Raw genomic sequence first — 18,304 nt, forward strand, 5'->3', positions numbered from 1 at the left:
CCTACCACTATCGGTAGGAACCTTTTTATTAATGAATGATTTTACTTCCTTTTGCATTCTCAACGAATTTTTCACTTGATTTGTTAATTGGTGTTTTCAGTAATAACGCAGCAACAATCATAACTACTACGAAAACACTTAACACAAGTAAATCTCTAGTTACTATATCCCAAAGCATTCCGCCAACTGTTTCACGAATTGCACTAATTGCATATGTGAATGGTAAGAACGGATAAATCGCTTGGAAGAACGGTGGTGTCATTTGAATTGGGAATGTTCCGCCTGATCCTGCTACTTGCAGTACAAGTAAAATGATCGCCATCGATTTCCCAACGTTTCCGAAAATAGAAACGAGTGAGTATACGATACAAACAAAGACTCCCCCAATAAATAAACTAAATAACACAAACCAGAACTTATCGACTACGTACGTACCGAGTAAGAATATATCTCCCATTGATACGATAAACGCTTGTGAAAGACCTATCGTTAAGAATGTTAATAAACGTCCGAAGTAAACTTCATGGCTCTTATAATTCGCGCCCTCTTCGTGTACTTCTACCGTTAATAATGAAACCATTAATAATGCGCCTACCCATAATGCAAGCACTGTATAGAATGGTGACATTGCTGAACCGTAGTTCGGCATTGCAAATAATTTATTCTCTTTTAAATTTACTGGATTTGCAAAGTAGTCACTTTGCTTTTCAACATCGTTTTTCAATAAGCGTATGATGTCTTTTATATCCTCTTCAGATTCAAAATCACGAATTTTATCTGCTAATTCTTTAATCTTTTTCTCAGTCTCCGGCATTTCAGCTTTAATGTCTGCTAATTTCTTTCTACCGTCTACTAAGCCTTTTGATGAATCTTCTAGTAATTTTTTAACATCTGGAAGCTTCTTATCTGCCTCGCCTAAAATTTGAGATGTATTTTTAGACATCTCTTTTGTACGAGCAATTGCTGCATTGAAATTTGGAGTGATTTCTGAGTCATATTTAGCTAAAATGTCACCAATTTGGCCCGAAACATTTTTAGACACTTGATTAATACTTTCAATAACATCTGCTGCTGGTTTTTGACCTTTATTAATAGCGTCAATTCCTTTATCAGTTAAATCGATTCCTTTTTGCAAACCATCTTTTGCTTTATTTAACTTAGCAATTGTGCCATTAAGATTTTTATCACTATTCACATCGCCCAAAACTTTATTTGTACTTTCCATAACCGGAATCATATCATTAACTAAATTCCATCCTGCTTTGAACTGTCCATTTAAATCATTTAAGGCTACTTTTGTAGAATCTAATCCATTAACACCTTTGTTACTTAAGTCTTCTCTTGCTTTTTCAAGCTCCGTTTTTAATCTGCTGTAATCATTTACAGCCTTATCATATTTTTCTCTACCATTGTCTAATGCTTCATTTGTTTGGTTTACTAAATCATTTGCTGCTTTTATATCTTGATTTAAATTCCCTCTTAACTGCTGAGCATCTTCTTTTACATTTTCAGCTTTGTTTTTCAATTGCTCAGCTGTGCTTACTGCTTTTTCGAAATCTGCTACAAACGTAGCATTATAATCTGCTTCTGCTTGATTTACCAAGTTATTTATTGCATCTAATTTTTTATTAGTAGCGTCTCTTACATCTTGTTTCACTTCTTGCCCTGTACCAATAATATTGGCAATATCTTTAACGCCACCATTTGCATTTTCAATAGCTGATTTAAGGTTTGTTAATTTTTCTATTCTCTTTTGGAAGAATTCTTTTCCAAAATCAGTTGATGCAGACTCTTTAAATTTAGTAAAGACATCAATTAAATATGAAACACTATCTGCTCGACCTTGCAGCGTCTCAGAAACCTTATTAAGATCTTGTTTCGCTTTTTCCGGATCCAAATTACCATTTTGCAACCCGTTTATAACACCTTGTGCATAAGTTGTTCCGACACGTATCGAACTAAAAACATTATTTACAGTTTGATCAATATTTTTAGCAATATTTTTATACCCCTCACCATTCACTTGCGGTAACGCTGGAATTTCTGGTATTTGTGGTACTTGCGGAATAGTTATATTAGGCAACACTGGGAATTTAGCCGGATCTGGAAGTGTCAGATTAGAATCAAATGATGGATTTTTTAAGAAATCCGTAATTGCTGCCGCACTATCTAAACCTTGTTGCATTACAATTAAATTATTCTTAATAGTTCCTGGAGCACGTTTCAATGTTTCATCATTTCTCGCAAAGAATTTATCTAAATTCCCTAACGCTTCTTGCCCATCATTAATAACACTTTCTACAACTGGCAACTCTTTCTGTGCTACTTTCACAACATCTTCTGCCCGAGTCGCATCATCTAATGCCTTATCCACAAGTGTATTCATTTCTGGGAACTGCGCTTCTAATTTAAATACAAGATCTTTTACTTTCTCGATGCTTGGTAAGTTAGTTTCTAAATCGATTCCAAGGTCATTGAAGATTTCAAAAATCTCACCGTTTGCTGTTTTAACAAAGTTTTTACTAACCTCTTCTGTAAGACCTGATGCACCTTTAGCTGTAATTTTCGGTGCAATCGCATTTACTTTTTCATTTACATAGTAATCAAGTTCTGGTTTCTGTGGGTTTTCATTCAAGACTGTTGCAATCTTTTCAGAAAAATCTTTTGGAATAGTAATACTTGCGGAATAATCTCCACGCTCTACTCCATAAATTGCTTGCTTTTCATCGACAAACTTCCATCCAAAATTTTTGTCCTTCTTAAGTGAATCTACAATTTCTTTCCCGATGTTAATATCTTTCCCTCTTAAATTTGATCCAACATCTTGGTTAGAAACTGCAATCTGGATTCCTTTCGTATTTCCGTAAGGATCCCAAGAAGCTTTAATGTTAAACCATGCATATAACGATGGTAAAATCATTAACCCTAAAACAATAACAATTGCAGCCCAATGTTTGGCTACATTCCGTAAATCTGTCTTATAAATACGCCAAATCTGTTTCATATAAGCAATCACCTAATTATATATTTTTCTTTCTTTGGAAAATGATACATACATTTTGCAATTATATCACTTTCTACATCGTGGATTAAACGAAAACATACTATTTTTCCCATTAAATATTTCACTTACTTCATTATATAACGAAGTAAAAAAAGTATGCATACAAAATGACCAAATTAGTTTTACATTCAATAATAACAAATATATAGGAAATGTCATAAAAAATACAAGTATTTTCTCTTGGGAATACTTGTATTTATCAAAAAACCCTCCCAGCTTTTCATTATCTGTGAGGGTTTCTTCTATTATATATCTAATTGTACTTCTACACCGAAATGATCAGAAATTACATTTCGATTTGTTCCATTAAAAATGACTTTTGAAGAATTAACTGTTTTACTTCGATTGCTTAATATTAGGTCGATTCGTAAGTTTTGTTTATTTTCATCCCAACCAGCAATCTCTCCTTGGACAGTTGTTCCTTCATCCTTCTCTATCGCTAGTTCATATGTGTCATATAAACCTTTTTGCATCGTATACTCATAACCCTCTCCTTCCAAACGAGCATTGTTATTAAAATCACCCATTAAGAAGGAAAGTTCATTGCTATTTACACGCTCCATTAAACGATCAACTTGGTCTTTGAATGATTCTTCTTCATCATTCCACCAACCGAGATGGCAAGAATAAAACGTTATATTCTTATCATTATAAGCAATTGTTGCACTTACAATTTTGCGTGTTTTCCAATACGTTGTATCCTTATTTTCTGAGACAAAGAACGTATCTTCCTTTACAATGTTGTGCTTTGTTATAATTGCTAATCCTTCTTCGTACACATCATATCCAATATGAGAGAAATCCCAAATAATATTGTATTCTTTTACATTTAATGCTCTTAACTCTTCTAGCAGTAAAAGCCCAAAATTATCTTTTTTCTTGTTACCGCATACATTTTCAGCTTGTATAGACTGACTTACTTCTTGCAATGCGATCACATCATAATCTTCTTCTTGAATTGCTTTAGCAAGATACTTTATTTTTTCAATTTGATTCTCTTCTTGCCAAGAGTGACAATTTAAAGTTAGCAATTTCATATTATTACGCACCTAACATATCTTGAATGTCTGACTTTAATACGTCAGCTTTCGGGCCATATACGGCTTGTACACCTTTATCTTTAACAATAAGTCCTAAAGCACCATTTTGTTTCCATTGTGCTTCTGGTGCAACAACATCTAAATCTTTTACTGTTATACGTAAACGTGTCATACAAGCATCTACGTCAGCAATATTATCTTTTCCGCCCAATAAATCAATAACTTTTGTTGCTAATGAACCATCTTGTACATTTCCTGTTCCTTCTGTTGACTCATCTTCATTATCAATATAGTTACCTGCACGCCCTGGCGTTGGTAAATTGAATTTTTTAATTAAGAAGTTGAATAACGTAAAGTTAAGGCCGAAGAACACTAATGAAACAATGACAAAGTTGATTAAATCTCTCGTTAAACCTGCATTGATCATCATTGGTGTACGTGTAATTAACTCAATAAATCCAAATGCATGAACACGTAAATTAATTAAATCCGCTAATGCGAATGCAAGTCCTGTTGTAATTGCATACACAACATATAATACTGGTGCAATAAACATGAACATGAATTCAATTGGTTCTGTTACACCTGTTAAGAATACTGCTAATGCAGCTGATAAGAACATTGGTTTATATTTTGCACGTTTTTCTTTATCAACATTACGGAACATCGCAAACGCAATCCCCATTAACGCTGCCGTTGAGCCGATAACTTGTCCAGCTTTGAAACGAGCTGGTACAACGTTATTTAATAAATCGTTATATGCTTTCGTATCTCCATTTGCTAATAAGTTATTTAAATCTGTAATCCATGCAAGCCATAACGGATCTTGTCCCGCTACAATTTGTCCAACCTTTGAGCCAGTTAACATCGTATATGTTCCGCCTAGCTCTGTGTAGTTCATCGGAATTGTTAACATATGATGTAATCCAAATGGTAATAATAAACGTTCTAACGTTCCATATACAAACGGTGCAATAACTGGTGCACTATCTTTAGATGCTGCAATCCAGCGACCAAATTCATTTAATCCACTTTGGATAAATGGCCATACAAGTGATAATACAATCGCAGTGACTGTAGACCAAACAATTACAACGAATGGTACGAATCGTTTTCCATTAAAGAATGCTAATGCCTGTGGCAGTTTATTATAATTGTAGTATTTGTTATATAAAGTAGCTCCTAAGAAACCTGTGATAATCCCTACGAAAACTCCCATGTTTAATGCTGGTGCACCAAGTACAGAAGTAAAGTAATCTTTTACAAGTAAATCTCCTGCTAAAAATGAAGAAACTGTCGCTTTTGAATCCGTTAACATTTGAGCGTTTACGCCAAATATAGCTCCTGTAATTCTGTTTGTTAAAACGAATGCTAATAGTGCTGCAAATGCACCACCTGCTCGATCCTTCGCCCAAGATCCCCCAATTGCTACTGCGAATAAGATGTGTAGATTTGTAATAATTGCCCAACCGATGTCTTCCATTACTCGAGCAATGGTATGAACTGCGTTAACATCCCCAGCAGACATCCCAATTAACTTACCGATGGAAATCATTAAACCAGCTGCTGGCATTACAGCTACAACAACTAGTAACGCTTTCCCGAACTTTTGCCAAAAATCAAAAGACGTAATTTTCATCTGTTTTTCCTCCCCTTTATTTATAACAACATAATGATTTAAATTATAATTTCTGTTTCTCTTATGAAAACGATTCCTTATGTTTCTTTTTCTCTTTACGCAACCGTTTTCATAAATCTATTTTAATAAAAGCGTTTTCACATTGCAATAGAAATTTATTTTTTTTCATAAAAAAAGATGCTCAAAGAGCATCCTTTTTCATTATAAAATGCGATAAACCCTTGTTTCATAAGGTTTCAACGTGATTGTAGTTATTTGTTCATGTTCCGTAACTTCATAGTTATTTAAAAGCAAACGTTTGCGTTCTAATGCAAATAAACTCTCATTATACACAGATTCCTCTTTTGAGATATTACTAATTACAATGACTTTTTCATCCTGTAGCGTACGTGTATATGCATAAATTTGTGGATCGTCTTCTAATAGTAAATCGTACGTACCGTAGTTCAGTACATCGTGCTCTTTTTTCAAGGCAATCATTTTCTTATAGAAATTGAAAATAGACTTTTCTTCATTTTTTTGCTTTTCAACATTAATTTCTTTGTAATTTGGATTCATGCTAAACCAAGGTGTACTTGTTGTGAAGCCAGCATTCATTTCATCGTTCCACTGCATAGGTGTACGTGAATTATCGCGGCAAGAAGCCCATATAATTTCCATCATATCTTGATGTGATACGCCCTCTGCAATTTTCTCACGATATAAATTTTTAATTGCTACATCATCGTAATCTTCAATATTTGGGAACTGAACATTTGTCATACCAATTTCTTGTCCTTGATAAATAAACGGTGTGCCGTGCATAAAGAAATACATCGCTCCTAAAGCCGTTGCACTTTCACGCCAATATTCTTTATCATTTCCCCAAGTAGACACAATACGTGGCTTATCATGATTTTCAATATATAAAGCATTCCATCCCTTATTTTCTAAACCTTTTTGCCACTTTGTTAATACTTTTTTCAACTCAACAACATCAAGATCTTTCTTCTTTTCTGCATCCCATAAGCTTAAATGCTCAAATTGGAATACCATATTGAATTTACCTTGCTCTTCTCCAACCCAAAGCTCAGCATCTTCAATTTTAACGCCATTAGCTTCACCAACAGTCATAATATCGTACTTAGAAAATGTATTTTCTTTTAACTCTTCTAATAAAGGTTGAATACCATCCACATTCATATGTTTATCAAAAGATGGCACATATTTTAATTCTTTTGGATTTGGCATATCCTTGAGGCCATCTTCTTTCTTAATATGACTGATCGCATCCACACGGAAACCATCAATTCCTTTATCAAGCCACCAATTAACCGTATCGTATAACACTTCGCGAACTTCTTTATTCTCCCAGTTTAAATCTGGTTGTTTACGTGAGAATAAATGTAAATAATATTGTCCTGTTACTTCATCGTATTCCCATGCCGAACCATTAAAAATACTTTCCCAGTTGTTTGGTTCCGCACCATCTTTACCATCATGCCAAATATACCAATCACGCTTCGGATTGTCTTTAGATGAACGCGATTCAATAAACCATGGATGTTCATCACTCGTATGATTAATAACTAAATCAATAATAAGCTTCATATCACGCTTATGAACTTCATCTAGTAAAGCATCAAAATCTGCCATTGTACCAAACTCATCCATAATGTCTTGATAATCACTAATATCATAACCATTATCATCATTAGGTGACTTATACATTGGACAAATCCAAATTACATCTATACCTAAATCTTTTAAATAATCCAGTTTTGCAATAATACCTTGTAAATCTCCAATACCATCACCATTTGAATCCATAAAGCTACGTGGATAAATTTGATAAGCAACTGCTTCTTTCCACCATGTTTTCTTCATAATAACTCTCTCCTTTTGCATCTCTATTTTTTATGCAAACGTTTTCGTAACACTATCATAACAAAATATGGAGAGTTTGCAACTGTTTTCATTGAACTCCATGTAGATTCCTTATTCTTATGCTTTATTTATTTCTCGCAAAGGTAAAATGAAACTTTAATCAGTGGGGGGTGTCCATTCCCCACTGATTATTAGCCCCCACCAATCGTACTTTTACGAGCATCCTGATTTTCATCTAACTTCTTTGCTTCAGCCAGATTTTGAGGTGGGGGTCTTACTGCTCACAACTAGCAGGATAAATCTAACACTTCTCTTCTTCTTGTCCATACGCGTTAAACACACTCTTCATATACTAATACAAGCTCATATTATTTCAGAAAGGAGATACAAATTGAAACAAACAAAATTAACTGGTCGTATCGTCGTTCCTTCGGATCCCGGGTATGACATAGCCCGAATGAATTTAAATTTAAGTATTCCAAAACTCCCTTGTACTATTGTTTTTTGTCAAAATAAAAATGATGTGTGTAACGCCTTAAAGTGGGCACGTGAGCATCATGTACCATTTCGCTTAAGAAGCGGACGTCATAGCTATGAAAATTTCTCTCTTTTAAATCGAGGACTTATTATTGATGTGAGTGAAATGAAGCAAATTACGGTTAATACAGGGAAATTAACAGCAACAATTGAAGCGGGTGCAAATCTTGGCACTGTTTATAAAGAACTTTGGAAACACGGTGTTACAATACCAGCTGGCACAAGTGCAAGTGTTGGTATCGTTGGATTAACACTTGGCGGTGGCATCGGCATGCTTTCACGCTTATTTGGACTAACATGTGATCAATTATTAGAAGTCGAAATGGTACAAGCGTGCGGAAAATTTGGTGCAAAACTCATTCGTGCAAATGAACAAGAAAACCCTAACCTTTTTTGGGCATGCCGCGGCGGTGGGGGTGGGAATTTCGGGATTGTTACTTCCTTAACTTTTCGGGTCCATCCTATAAAAAACGTCTCAATTTTCTCGATTACATGGGAATGGGAAGACTTTATTGCTGCATTTCAAGCTTGGCAAAACTGGGCACCTTATATAGATGAACGTCTCACTTCATCAATTGAATTATTCTCCAAACAACGAAATAAAATCGAGGTGAAGGGTGAATTTGTTGGCTCTCCCTCTGAACTCTATCCTCTATTATCTCCTCTTCTTGAAACTGGTAACCCCTCTCTCTTTATAGATGAAGTTCCTTATATAAAGGCTGTTCAATTCTTTAATAGCGGTAATATCCCTGAAAAATTTAAGCGCTCTGGTTCCTATGTATATAAAACGATTCCCCTTAAAGGCATTCAAATCATGCAACATTTTCTTTCTCATGCACCAAATAAAGATGCGAGTATTTGGCACCAATCACTCATAGGTGCTGTAGAAAACATTTCCCCTAATGAAACAGCCTATTTCCACCGCAAGGCAATTATTGCTCAAGAATATATTACCTCTTGGAAATGCGATGATGAAGAAAACCGAAATATACGCTGGGTTAAAGATTTACGGGAAAGCTTAGATCCTTACACACTAGGAGACTATGTCAATTGGCCCGATATCGACATAAAAAATTGGCAAACTAGTTATTATGGCTCTAATTTTCAAAGGTTGCGTAAAGTGAAGACAGTATATGACTCTTGCAATGTTTTTCGTTTTCAACAAAGTATCCCACCCTTTCATACGTAAAAAAGGGGATAAAATAAAAAATCATCCAATATGCCGTTACCTCACAGCATGTTGGATGATTCAAGTTGATTTTCTATATCGTTTCAAATTATTGCTCCTACTCATAAACTTTCAATTACGGATTAATTGTATTTCTCATCATTTTTATGCAATGAATGTAATTTAATGTTTGATACTTTATCTTTTTCAATACCGCTATTATAAGCAACAGGAATTTGAAATTCGAATTGCTTTGTCTCATGTTTTTGTAAATAGACTGGTTTCGGTACTGGATAACCTTTTGAATTCTCGTTTACATTATCATATAAAACAACTTTTAATGCTTGTGAATGATTACGATAATTTTTTAAAGTCACAATGCACTTTTGTTCGATATCCTCTCCATTTTTCTCCATTCTACACTGACTATCTTCTTTTTTATATTCTATCGCCTCTACCCCTGTTTTTCCTGCGTAGTACCATGTTTTATTCAATGTATGGAGGATGTTATTTAGAATAAACGGCATCATTAAAATCAAAATACTAATGCCTACTACTTTTATCTTATTCATTGTTCTAAATGTACTAGATTTCTTTTTTACTAGCCATTTTACAAATAATATAAATGCGATTACATGTAGTACGAAAGAAACAATTAATATATTTGAAACTTTATAATCCATATAAATATATGTATATACCGGAATCTTATAGAAATTGAATAGTTTTTCCCCAATTAATTCATTATCGTTTGGAATTTTTAATAATAACAAAACCCCTATACTGTAACAAATAGCTACTAATCGATCATACTCAACTCGAACCATTCCTTCTCCCCTTCCCTTTGCTTTTTTATTATCGATTTTAGCTATTATTACCATACTATACAATCATTTTATAGAGGATAACGTAAAAAAGTTCCTTATAAATATATAAAGAACCTTATTAATATACAATGTGAATTAGAAAATCAATATGCAATTTTCACATAGAGATCTCCTCAAAATATGTTGGGTTATGTATTGTAATTTTTTTATCCAGAATTGTAACAATACTATCATTTTTTAATTGTTTTAATACGCCGCTAACCGTCTCTCGAGACGTACCAGATATTTTCGATATTTCAATTGTTGTAAGTGGGCATGAAATTACAATTGTTTCGCCACTCTGTTCTCCTAAATCCTGCATTAAATAATTTAATGTTTGAATGACCCGATCTTGTGCATTAGGAATTGTAATATTTTGCACTCGATTTTCGTTTAGTTTTAATATCGATGATAGTTGCTGAACAACGTACATTAATTGCGTCCTACTAGATTTTACCATATCTTCGAAAATTACTGTCGGAATATAATATACTTCTACATCTGTCATCGCTTCTGCCGTATAGTTATATCCTCTGTCTGTAAACATACCACCATAAGGAAAAATAGAATACCGCTTTACATAGTCATCATATAATAAATTTCCACTTTGATTTACCCGCTCTAACTTTACAAAACCATCTAACATGAAGTAAATTCTTTCTCTTGAATCCCCTTCTAAAAATAAAAATTGACCCTTTTTATAAGTTCGCCAATAGACAAACTCCGTCAAACCTTTCAATTTCTTTTCTGTTAAATGAGCAAATAATTCAAATTGCTTTAAATCTTTAACTACGTTCCGTCTATTCATAAAATTCCCTCTCTCTTGCTGTATGTTGGAGCGAAAAATCAAGAAAGCGTATTCAAATTAAATTTTATCATAATTAACTTGTATATTCGGATTTCATCATGAAAACTTTATGAACAATGAGTACAAAAAATATTAATAAATAAAAAGAATGAAGTTACTAACTCCATTCTTTTTTTACTAATAAATAGCGTACATAATTATTTAAACATACATGCATACATTCTGTTTAGAAATAATAGTACCAGCTTTTTCTTCTAGTGCTTCATATACTTTTTCTAAAGACGTAATAATTGTTTTTCTTTTTGGATTTGTATTAACAAAATTAATAGCAGCTTCAATTTTTGGAAGCATACTTCCCGCAGCAAATTGTTTTTCTTCAATGTATTCTTCTAATTGATTCACTGTGACATGCTCTAATTTCTTTTGATTCAGTTGATTATAATTTACATACACATGATCAACTGCAGTTAAAATTACGAGCGTATCGGCATCTACTAATTCAGCTAATTTCTGCGCAGCGAAATCTTTATCGATAACCGCTTCAGTTCCTTTTAACCCTTCTTCGGAATCAATTACTGGAATTCCACCACCACCAACAGCTATCACTATATTTCCATCCTCAACTAGAGAATTAATTACTTTATGCTCATGAATACTTACAGGCTTCGGTGATGGAACAACACGTCTCCACCCTCTGCCAGCATCTTCTTTAAACACTGCTTTTGTTTCTTCCATTAATCTTCTGGCCTCTTCTTCTGTATAAAAAGGACCAATTGGTTTAGTTGGGTTTTTAAATGCCTCATCTTTTTCATCCACGACAACGCGTGTTATAACCGTTGCTACGTCTTTTTTTATATTCCGTTTTTTCAATGCCTTTTCAATCGCATTTTCCATCCAATATCCAATCATCCCTTGGCTCATTGCACCACAAGTATCTAATGGCATTGCAGGTGTCTTTTCCGTTTCTGCAGCTTTTTGCTGTAATAAAATATTCCCCACTTGCGGGCCATTTCCGTGCGCAATTACTATATCTACATCATTTTCCATTATTTTTACAAGTTGTTCCGCTGTTTTTTCTAATGCTTCTTGCTGTGCCCCTGCAGTAGCTTTTCCAGACTGTATCGCATTTCCCCCTAGTGCAACTACAATTTTTCTTCGTGCCATATTTCAGCCCTCCAGTTAATTTCGCTTTCACAGCGCTTTATAAAGTAATACTGCCTGTAATTAATCCATAAATCGCAAAGAATGCTAAAGCACCAATTGCTACCGATGATGCTAATTCCACTCGAGTAAATATTTGCTTCGAACTCTTTCGCTTTTGAACATTGTAAAAAATAAAAATACCTGGCGCATATAAAGTCATTGTTAATAATAAATACTCTAAACCAGCTGCATAAACTAACCACACACCATAAATACTTGCTATCAAACCAATTATTATATTTTTATTTCGATCCACTTCTTCAGACTTTAAGCTATGCTTCAGTTGATAAAATGCTGAAAAAGCATATGGGATTAAAATAGCTGAAGATGCTAAAGAGAATGCAAAGTTATACGCCTGATCGGAAACCACGAATGTTAATAAGAACATTTGAATTAAGCCATTTGTTATCCATAATGAATTTATTGGAGCCTTATTTTTATTTTCTTTTGCAAACCATTTTGGAAATACTCCGTCTTTAGCCGCCAAATATGGAATTTCAGATGCGAGTAAAGTCCAGCCTAACCAAGCACCTAATACAGAGATGACTAAACCTAAATTAATAAAGATAGCCCCCCATTTTCCAACAACACTTTCAAATAAATAAGCCATAGACGGATTTTTCAAATTAGCAATATCTGCTTGCTGCATAAGTCCAAGAGACAGTAATGTAATTAAAATGTAAATGATGAGTGTACCAATTAAGCCAATAACCGTTGCTTTCCCTACATCACTTCTATTTTTTGCTCGACTAGATAAAACAACAGCCCCTTCTACGCCAATAAACACCCATAAAGTTACAAGCATTGTACTTTTAACTTGGCTGCCAACCGCTCCCCATGAAAAAGAACCAGTTTGTCCCCAAAATCCATCTAGAAACGTATCAATATGAAACGCGAAGATTCCTATAACAATAAATACAAATACAGGTACTAATTTTGCGATTGTAGTTACTAAATTCACAAGTGCTGCTGATTGAACTCCACGTAAAATTAACATGTGAACACACCATAATAATACGCTTGCACCAATAATGGATGCTACATTTTGACCGCCTTCAAAGATGGGGAAGAAATACCCTAATGAAGAAAACAATAATGTACCGTAAGCTACATTACCAAGCCAGGCAGATAGCCAATATCCCCACGCACTATTAAATCCCATGAAATTACCAAATCCTGCTTTTGCATAGCTAAAAATACCGCCATCTAAATCTGGCCGTTTTACAGTTAGATTTTGAAAAGATAATCCAAGCGCAATCATCCCAATTCCTGTTATAACCCAACCAATAATAATGGCTCCAGCACCAGCACCAGCACCTTTTGCCATATCACTTGCTAAATTAAATGCTCCACCGCCAATCATAGACCCCACTACAAGCGCCGTTAATGTAAACAACCCTAATTTCTTATCTTCATCCATTCCACTCACCTCTCTTTAATTGCAATAACAATACGAAAGCCATAGTGAATGATAGTGTCTAAAGGAGGAGAAAGAAGAAAGGAAGACTCCCTTTCTTCTTTACTCCATGTTTCCTAAAGTAGCTGCCATAACCGCTTTAATTGTATGCATTCTATTTTCAGCCTGATCAAATACTTTTGAATGTTTACTGCGGAATACTTCGTCAGTTACCTCCATTTCCCTCAACCCATATTTCTCATAAACTTCCTCACCATACATCGTTTCAACATCATGGAATGCGGGTAAACAATGTAAGAAAATCACATTTTCATTTCCTGTTTCTTTAATCATTTTCATATTTACTTGATAAGGTTTCAATAACTCGACACGTTCAGCAAATTTTTCTTCCTCACCCATAGACACCCATACATCTGTATAAATTACATCTGCATTCGCAACAGCTTCTTCCACATTACTTGTTATCATTACCTGTTCATTATATTTTTTTGCTAAATCAATTACTTCTTGCTCTGGCCATAAAGATTCCGGTGTACAAATACGTACATCCATTCCAACGATCGCTCCACCAACTAGTAAGCTATTAGCAACATTATTTCGTCCATCTCCAACGTAAACGAGCTTCACATTTTCTAATTTCCCTACATGTTCTCTAATTGTTAATAAATCTGCAAGTGTTTGTGTTGGATGCCACATATCTGTTAATCCATTCCAAACCGGCACACCAGAATTTTGTGCTAAAGATTCTACAGTTTCATGATTAAATCCACGAAACTCAATTCCGTCAAACATGCGTCCTAAAACTTTTGCTGTATCCTCTACGGATTCTTTTTTCCCAAGCTGAATATCACCTTTCCCTAAATATTCAGGGTTCGCCCCCAAATCCGTACATGCTACTGTAAATGCACATCGCGTACGAGTAGAGGTTTTTTCAAATAATAGCGCTACATTTTTACCTTCTAAATAATGATGTGGGACACCGTTTTTCTTTTTCTCTTTTAATTCTGCTGCTAAATCTAGAAAATATAATAATTCTTCTTGTGTAAAATCTTTTTCAGCTAGAAAACTTCTTCCTTTTAAATTTGGTCTAGTCATTAACATACTTCATCCCTACTTTCTCCGTTATTTATACTAAATATCTTTACGAACAATTGGCATACTCATGCAACGTGGACCCCCACGACCACGAGATAATTCCGAACTTAGCACCTCAATGACTTCTATACCATGCTCCCTTAATAAAGTATTGGATACATAGTTGCGATCATATGTAACAACTACACCTGGCGCAATTGCTAATGTATTAGAACCGTCATTCCATTGTTCACGGGCGGAAGCAATTGCATCTCCTCCTCCACAAGGAATAAGAACTAATTCACTTAAACCTAATACCTCTTTTAATGCTTCCATTAAAGAAGTACGATGTGTAATTTTAAGATTTTCCGCATCTGGACCTTTTTCTAAAATATAAATATTCATATTTCCTTTTGGCCCTTGAATGGCTGGGTGAATTGTAAACTTGTCATAATCAACCATTGTAAACACTGTATCTAAATGCATAAATGCTCGGCATTTTGGAATTTCTATTGCTAACACTTTCTTAATTTTATTTTGTCGGCTAAAAAGATTTTTAGCTAAACGTTCAATTGCTTTAGCTGACGTACGGGCAGATACTCCAATTGCAATTGTTTCTTCATTTAAAATTAGCTCATCGCCACCTTCAATTGGAAACTTATAATCACGATCTAGCCAAATTGGCACATTGTGATTTGCAAATCTTGGATGATATTTAATGATGTACTCCATGAATAATGATTCACGTCTACGCGCCGGTTCTCTCATCTTATTTATCGTTAAACCATCGCCCACGCTAGCTGCTGGATCACGAGTAAAATATAAATTAGGCATTGGGTCTAAGTAAAATGGATAATGATCTTCCATTAATTCGTATAAATGTGTCTTCTTACTTGTTTCAATTTCGTTTTTCCGTACACCACCCATAATTTTTTGAATTAATTCTTCATTTGAAAAGGAAAGTAAATATTCTTTTAAAGTTTGATGTGCAACATTTACGTCAGCCTGTCCTTCTTCTAAAATACGATCAACAAATTCTTCTCGAAGTTTTTTATCTACTAATGCCTCAGCAGCTAGTTTTTCTAAATAAAGAACTTCAACACCCCGATTGCGTAATGTTTGTGCAAAATAATCATGCTCTTTTTGAATAATTGGTAAGTATGGAATATCGTCAAATAATAATTGTTGCAAATAATCTGGCGTTAAGTTTTCCACTTCTTTACCAGGTCGTTTTAATAAAACTGTTTGTAATTCCCCAATTTCTGAAGTAACATGTATCGGATGCTTCATTTGTTGTACCTCCTTTTAAATATGTTTGATGTCTTACAAGTACATAATAAATGCTACGCGCTTTCATATTTGTGAAAACATCCACATTATCATTGTGAAATATTAAACAAGTTATTTTTTTAAAATCATATAAATTTGTATTTTTATAACATTCCATCCCGCTTTTTCAATAAAAAAATACATATATTACGCATATATGCTGAATATTTAACTTCCGTATTTTTAAAAAAATCCTGTTTTTAATTTTTATTAAAAACAGGATTTTGCATCTAAATAATTAAATTTAACCTTTCTTCTAAAATCTCCCTATCTGATTTCGACTGAGAAATTATAAGGCATGTATCATTTCCACATATACATCCTATTTTTTCTTTCCAATCTAACTCATCAAACAAAGCACCAATAACATGTGCATTACCGGGTAATGTTTTAATAACCATTAATTGATCTACACAATCAATTTTTACAACAACCTCTCGTAATTTTTTCTTTAACTTTATATCAGTTTGTAAATGCTCTTCTGAGAAAAATTTATATATCATTAATCCTTCTTGAGAAGGTACCTTCGTTAAGTTTAACTCACGAATATCTCGAGAAACTGTAGCTTGTGTTACTAATACATCTTTTTTTGCTAACAATTCTACTAATCTTTCTTGCTTCTCTATTTCATACTCCTTTACAAATTGTTTAATTAATCGTTGTCTTTTTTCTTTTTTCATAAAAGACACCCCTTTTAATATTATAGCTCGCTATAATTTTCATCCGAAAGGGACAGAAAAGAATGTTGCGGAAACGTTCATAGTTTATACTTTTTAACTGTAGATATTAAATCTAGCTAAAAAAAGAGAAGAACAGCATTCTGTTCTTCCCTTTTACATTGAAAATCGTTCAATCGTTTGTTTCAAATCCGCTGATTGCATCTCTAAGTCTTTTAATAATTGATCGATTGCTATCATATTTTTAGACTGTTGCAATGTCACACGTGCCACTTCTTGTGAACCAGCTGACGTTTCTTCCGCAATTGCTGCTACAGCCTTTGTTTGTGCTCCTGTTTGATGAATATGACTCACTTGTTCATTCATATAACTACTAATTTGCTTGGTTGTATCGGCTACTTCCATAACACTTGATGACATTTCTTTTAAAATTAATTCAGTAGCTTCTCCTCGTTTTGCCTCTTCTTTAGCTGTTTTCACTTGCTCCGTCATTTTCAATGCGACTTGTTGCACTTCCTCTTGCATATTTCGTAATAACTGCGATATATTTCTTGCAGAATGATCGCTTTCATCAGCAAGTTTACGTACTTCTTCAGCTACAACTGCAAAGCCCCTTCCATGCTCTCCAGCACGAGCTGCCTCAATAGAAGCATTTAATGCTAATAAATTCGTTTGACTAGCAATCTCACTCACAACAGAAACAATATGTTCTACTTGTTTCATTCGTTCTTCTAACTTCTGTACATTTTGCATCGAATCTTCATTCTCTTTTGCCAATGTTTGAATGCCTTGAATTAAAGAAGTAAAGACACGTGTACTTTGTCCTAAAGCTTGAACCATTTCTAAAGACAATTCGTCGGACTTTTTTGCTTTTTCTTCTACTTCACTCGCAATAGAGGTTGTTGTATCGACAGTTGAAACAATCGCCTGAATGGAAGCTGCTGATTGCTCGGCGCCAGAAGAAATCTCTGCAAGAGTTTCAGACACACCGCGTGCTTGCTTTGTCGCTTCCCCTGTTTGTCTTCTAATTTGCTGAACTTGATTATTTGTATACGAAAATGTAGTATCAATATTTTTTACCATACCTCTTAAGTTCTCGAGCATCATATTAAATGCAACACTTAAAGATTTAATCTCATCATCTACTTTTGGCAACGGGACATCTTCACGAATATCACCATCAGCCGCTTTCCTTGCTGCTTCTTCCAACTTTCGAAGTGGTTTAATTAAAAATATTGCTGCCCCATACGCTAAAATTCCAGACCATACTACACCTAATAACATAACGATAATATTATAAACAGTTTGACTTACATAACTTTGAAAATAATCATATATAACGTAAATAAAAAATAAACTTGTTGAATATGTAATTAAAGCTAAAACTGTAGTGAATAGCATAAGTTGTGTACGTAAGCCAAAGGAAAATGTCTTCCTTTCTTTTTCCATCTCTTCTTTCCCCCTTCTTATAAGCAATATAAGTGCTACCTATATATCATTATCCATATTTTCATTATAGAAAGATATAGAGATTTTAAAAATCATAATTCCCTTGAATATCAAATTCCGTCAAAAAAATAAAGGATTCTGACAATTTATGACTAATAACAGAAATA

13 protein-coding genes and 1 pseudogene are annotated in these 18,304 nt (G+C 34.1%); 1 reads left to right on the plus strand and 13 read right to left on the minus strand.

The window, feature by feature from the left end; translation table 11 throughout:
* Positions 1-28: 28 nt before the first annotated feature.
* The 4 genes from AC1DS7_RS14680 to AC1DS7_RS14695 all read right to left on the minus strand — a co-directional run bounded on the left by AC1DS7_RS14680 (position 29) and on the right by AC1DS7_RS14695 (position 7,609).
* Positions 29-3,004, minus strand: a complete 2,976-nt coding sequence (locus AC1DS7_RS14680; RefSeq protein WP_476999089.1) for a YhgE/Pip domain-containing protein — start codon at positions 3,002-3,004, stop codon at positions 29-31.
* A 305-nt stretch (positions 3,005-3,309) separates the two neighbouring features.
* Entirely contained in the window at positions 3,310-4,101 is a 792-nt protein-coding gene (locus AC1DS7_RS14685; RefSeq protein ID WP_002029550.1) for an endonuclease/exonuclease/phosphatase family protein, read from the minus strand.
* Between the two features lie 4 nt (positions 4,102-4,105).
* Positions 4,106-5,743: a PTS transporter subunit IIBC gene (locus tag AC1DS7_RS14690; protein ID WP_002029549.1), complete on the minus strand. Its 1,638-nt coding sequence runs from the start codon at positions 5,741-5,743 to the stop codon at positions 4,106-4,108.
* Positions 5,744-5,944: 201 nt separating this feature from the next.
* Positions 5,945-7,609: a glycoside hydrolase family 13 protein gene (locus tag AC1DS7_RS14695; protein ID WP_033708749.1), complete on the minus strand. Its 1,665-nt coding sequence runs from the start codon at positions 7,607-7,609 to the stop codon at positions 5,945-5,947.
* 391 nt (positions 7,610-8,000) lie between these two features.
* On the opposite strand from AC1DS7_RS14695, the gene AC1DS7_RS14700 reads away from it, so the two are divergent.
* The gene (locus AC1DS7_RS14700) at positions 8,001-9,335 is read left to right on the plus strand and encodes an FAD-binding oxidoreductase (RefSeq protein WP_476999090.1); all 1,335 of its coding nucleotides are present in this window, start codon (positions 8,001-8,003) and stop codon (positions 9,333-9,335) included.
* Between the two features lie 122 nt (positions 9,336-9,457).
* Here the strand turns inward: AC1DS7_RS14700 and AC1DS7_RS14705 are convergent, their stop codons facing one another.
* The 9 genes and pseudogenes from AC1DS7_RS14705 to AC1DS7_RS14745 all read right to left on the minus strand — a co-directional run.
* Positions 9,458-10,141, minus strand: a complete 684-nt coding sequence (locus AC1DS7_RS14705; RefSeq protein WP_476999091.1) for an ABC transporter permease — start codon at positions 10,139-10,141, stop codon at positions 9,458-9,460.
* A 157-nt stretch (positions 10,142-10,298) separates the two neighbouring features.
* Positions 10,299-10,988, minus strand: coding sequence for a Crp/Fnr family transcriptional regulator (locus AC1DS7_RS14710; protein WP_001081909.1), 690 nt, complete (start codon positions 10,986-10,988; stop codon positions 10,299-10,301).
* A 201-nt stretch (positions 10,989-11,189) separates the two neighbouring features.
* A complete protein-coding gene (gene arcC / locus AC1DS7_RS14715; protein ID WP_002139469.1) occupies positions 11,190-12,152 on the minus strand; it encodes a carbamate kinase in 963 nt (320 codons plus the stop codon).
* 37 nt (positions 12,153-12,189) lie between these two features.
* Positions 12,190-13,611 (minus strand): arginine-ornithine antiporter, encoded by a 1,422-nt coding sequence (arcD, locus tag AC1DS7_RS14720; protein ID WP_476999092.1) that lies wholly within the window; start codon positions 13,609-13,611, stop codon positions 12,190-12,192.
* 99 nt (positions 13,612-13,710) lie between these two features.
* Complete coding sequence (argF, locus tag AC1DS7_RS14725) at positions 13,711-14,709, minus strand: ornithine carbamoyltransferase (RefSeq protein WP_002029543.1); 999 nt, start codon at positions 14,707-14,709, stop codon at positions 13,711-13,713.
* A gap of 30 nt (positions 14,710-14,739) precedes the next feature.
* Entirely contained in the window at positions 14,740-15,972 is a 1,233-nt protein-coding gene (gene arcA, locus AC1DS7_RS14730; protein ID WP_088038291.1) for an arginine deiminase, read from the minus strand.
* A 269-nt stretch (positions 15,973-16,241) separates the two neighbouring features.
* Positions 16,242-16,691 carry an arginine repressor gene (argR, locus tag AC1DS7_RS14735; protein WP_033708744.1) on the minus strand — a complete coding sequence of 150 codons (450 nt, stop codon included), beginning with the start codon at positions 16,689-16,691 and terminating at the stop codon, positions 16,242-16,244.
* A 153-nt stretch (positions 16,692-16,844) separates the two neighbouring features.
* Positions 16,845-17,795, minus strand: coding sequence for a methyl-accepting chemotaxis protein (locus tag AC1DS7_RS14740; protein ID WP_476999099.1), 951 nt, complete (start codon positions 17,793-17,795; stop codon positions 16,845-16,847).
* A pseudogene (locus tag AC1DS7_RS14745) lies at positions 17,787-18,137 on the minus strand (HAMP domain-containing protein); the annotation flags it as partial. The gene AC1DS7_RS14740 and the pseudogene AC1DS7_RS14745, both read right to left, overlap by 9 nt.
* Between the last annotated feature and the right edge of the window lie 167 nt (positions 18,138-18,304).

The organism is Bacillus sp. P4_E1, from assembly GCF_056401715.1.

What these genes read in the sequence shown, in the direction of transcription:
- AC1DS7_RS14685 (WP_002029550.1), bottom strand. Translation starts at nt 4,101, where the DNA reads ATGAAATTGCTAACTTTAAATTGTCACTCTTGGCAAGAAGAGAATCAA.
- AC1DS7_RS14680 (WP_476999089.1), bottom strand. Translation starts at nt 3,004, where the DNA reads ATGAAACAGATTTGGCGTATTTATAAGACAGATTTACGGAATGTAGCC.
- arcA (WP_088038291.1), bottom strand. Translation starts at nt 15,972, where the DNA reads ATGAAGCATCCGATACATGTTACTTCAGAAATTGGGGAATTACAAACA.
- AC1DS7_RS14705 (WP_476999091.1), bottom strand. Translation starts at nt 10,141, where the DNA reads ATGGTTCGAGTTGAGTATGATCGATTAGTAGCTATTTGTTACAGTATA.
- argR (WP_033708744.1), bottom strand. Translation starts at nt 16,691, where the DNA reads ATGAAAAAAGAAAAAAGACAACGATTAATTAAACAATTTGTAAAGGAG.
- arcC (WP_002139469.1), bottom strand. Translation starts at nt 12,152, where the DNA reads ATGGCACGAAGAAAAATTGTAGTTGCACTAGGGGGAAATGCGATACAG.
- arcD (WP_476999092.1), bottom strand. Translation starts at nt 13,611, where the DNA reads ATGGATGAAGATAAGAAATTAGGGTTGTTTACATTAACGGCGCTTGTA.
- AC1DS7_RS14695 (WP_033708749.1), bottom strand. Translation starts at nt 7,609, where the DNA reads ATGAAGAAAACATGGTGGAAAGAAGCAGTTGCTTATCAAATTTATCCA.
- AC1DS7_RS14740 (WP_476999099.1), bottom strand. Translation starts at nt 17,795, where the DNA reads ATGATGCTCGAGAACTTAAGAGGTATGGTAAAAAATATTGATACTACA.
- AC1DS7_RS14690 (WP_002029549.1), bottom strand. Translation starts at nt 5,743, where the DNA reads ATGAAAATTACGTCTTTTGATTTTTGGCAAAAGTTCGGGAAAGCGTTA.
- argF (WP_002029543.1), bottom strand. Translation starts at nt 14,709, where the DNA reads ATGTTAATGACTAGACCAAATTTAAAAGGAAGAAGTTTTCTAGCTGAA.
- AC1DS7_RS14710 (WP_001081909.1), bottom strand. Translation starts at nt 10,988, where the DNA reads ATGAATAGACGGAACGTAGTTAAAGATTTAAAGCAATTTGAATTATTT.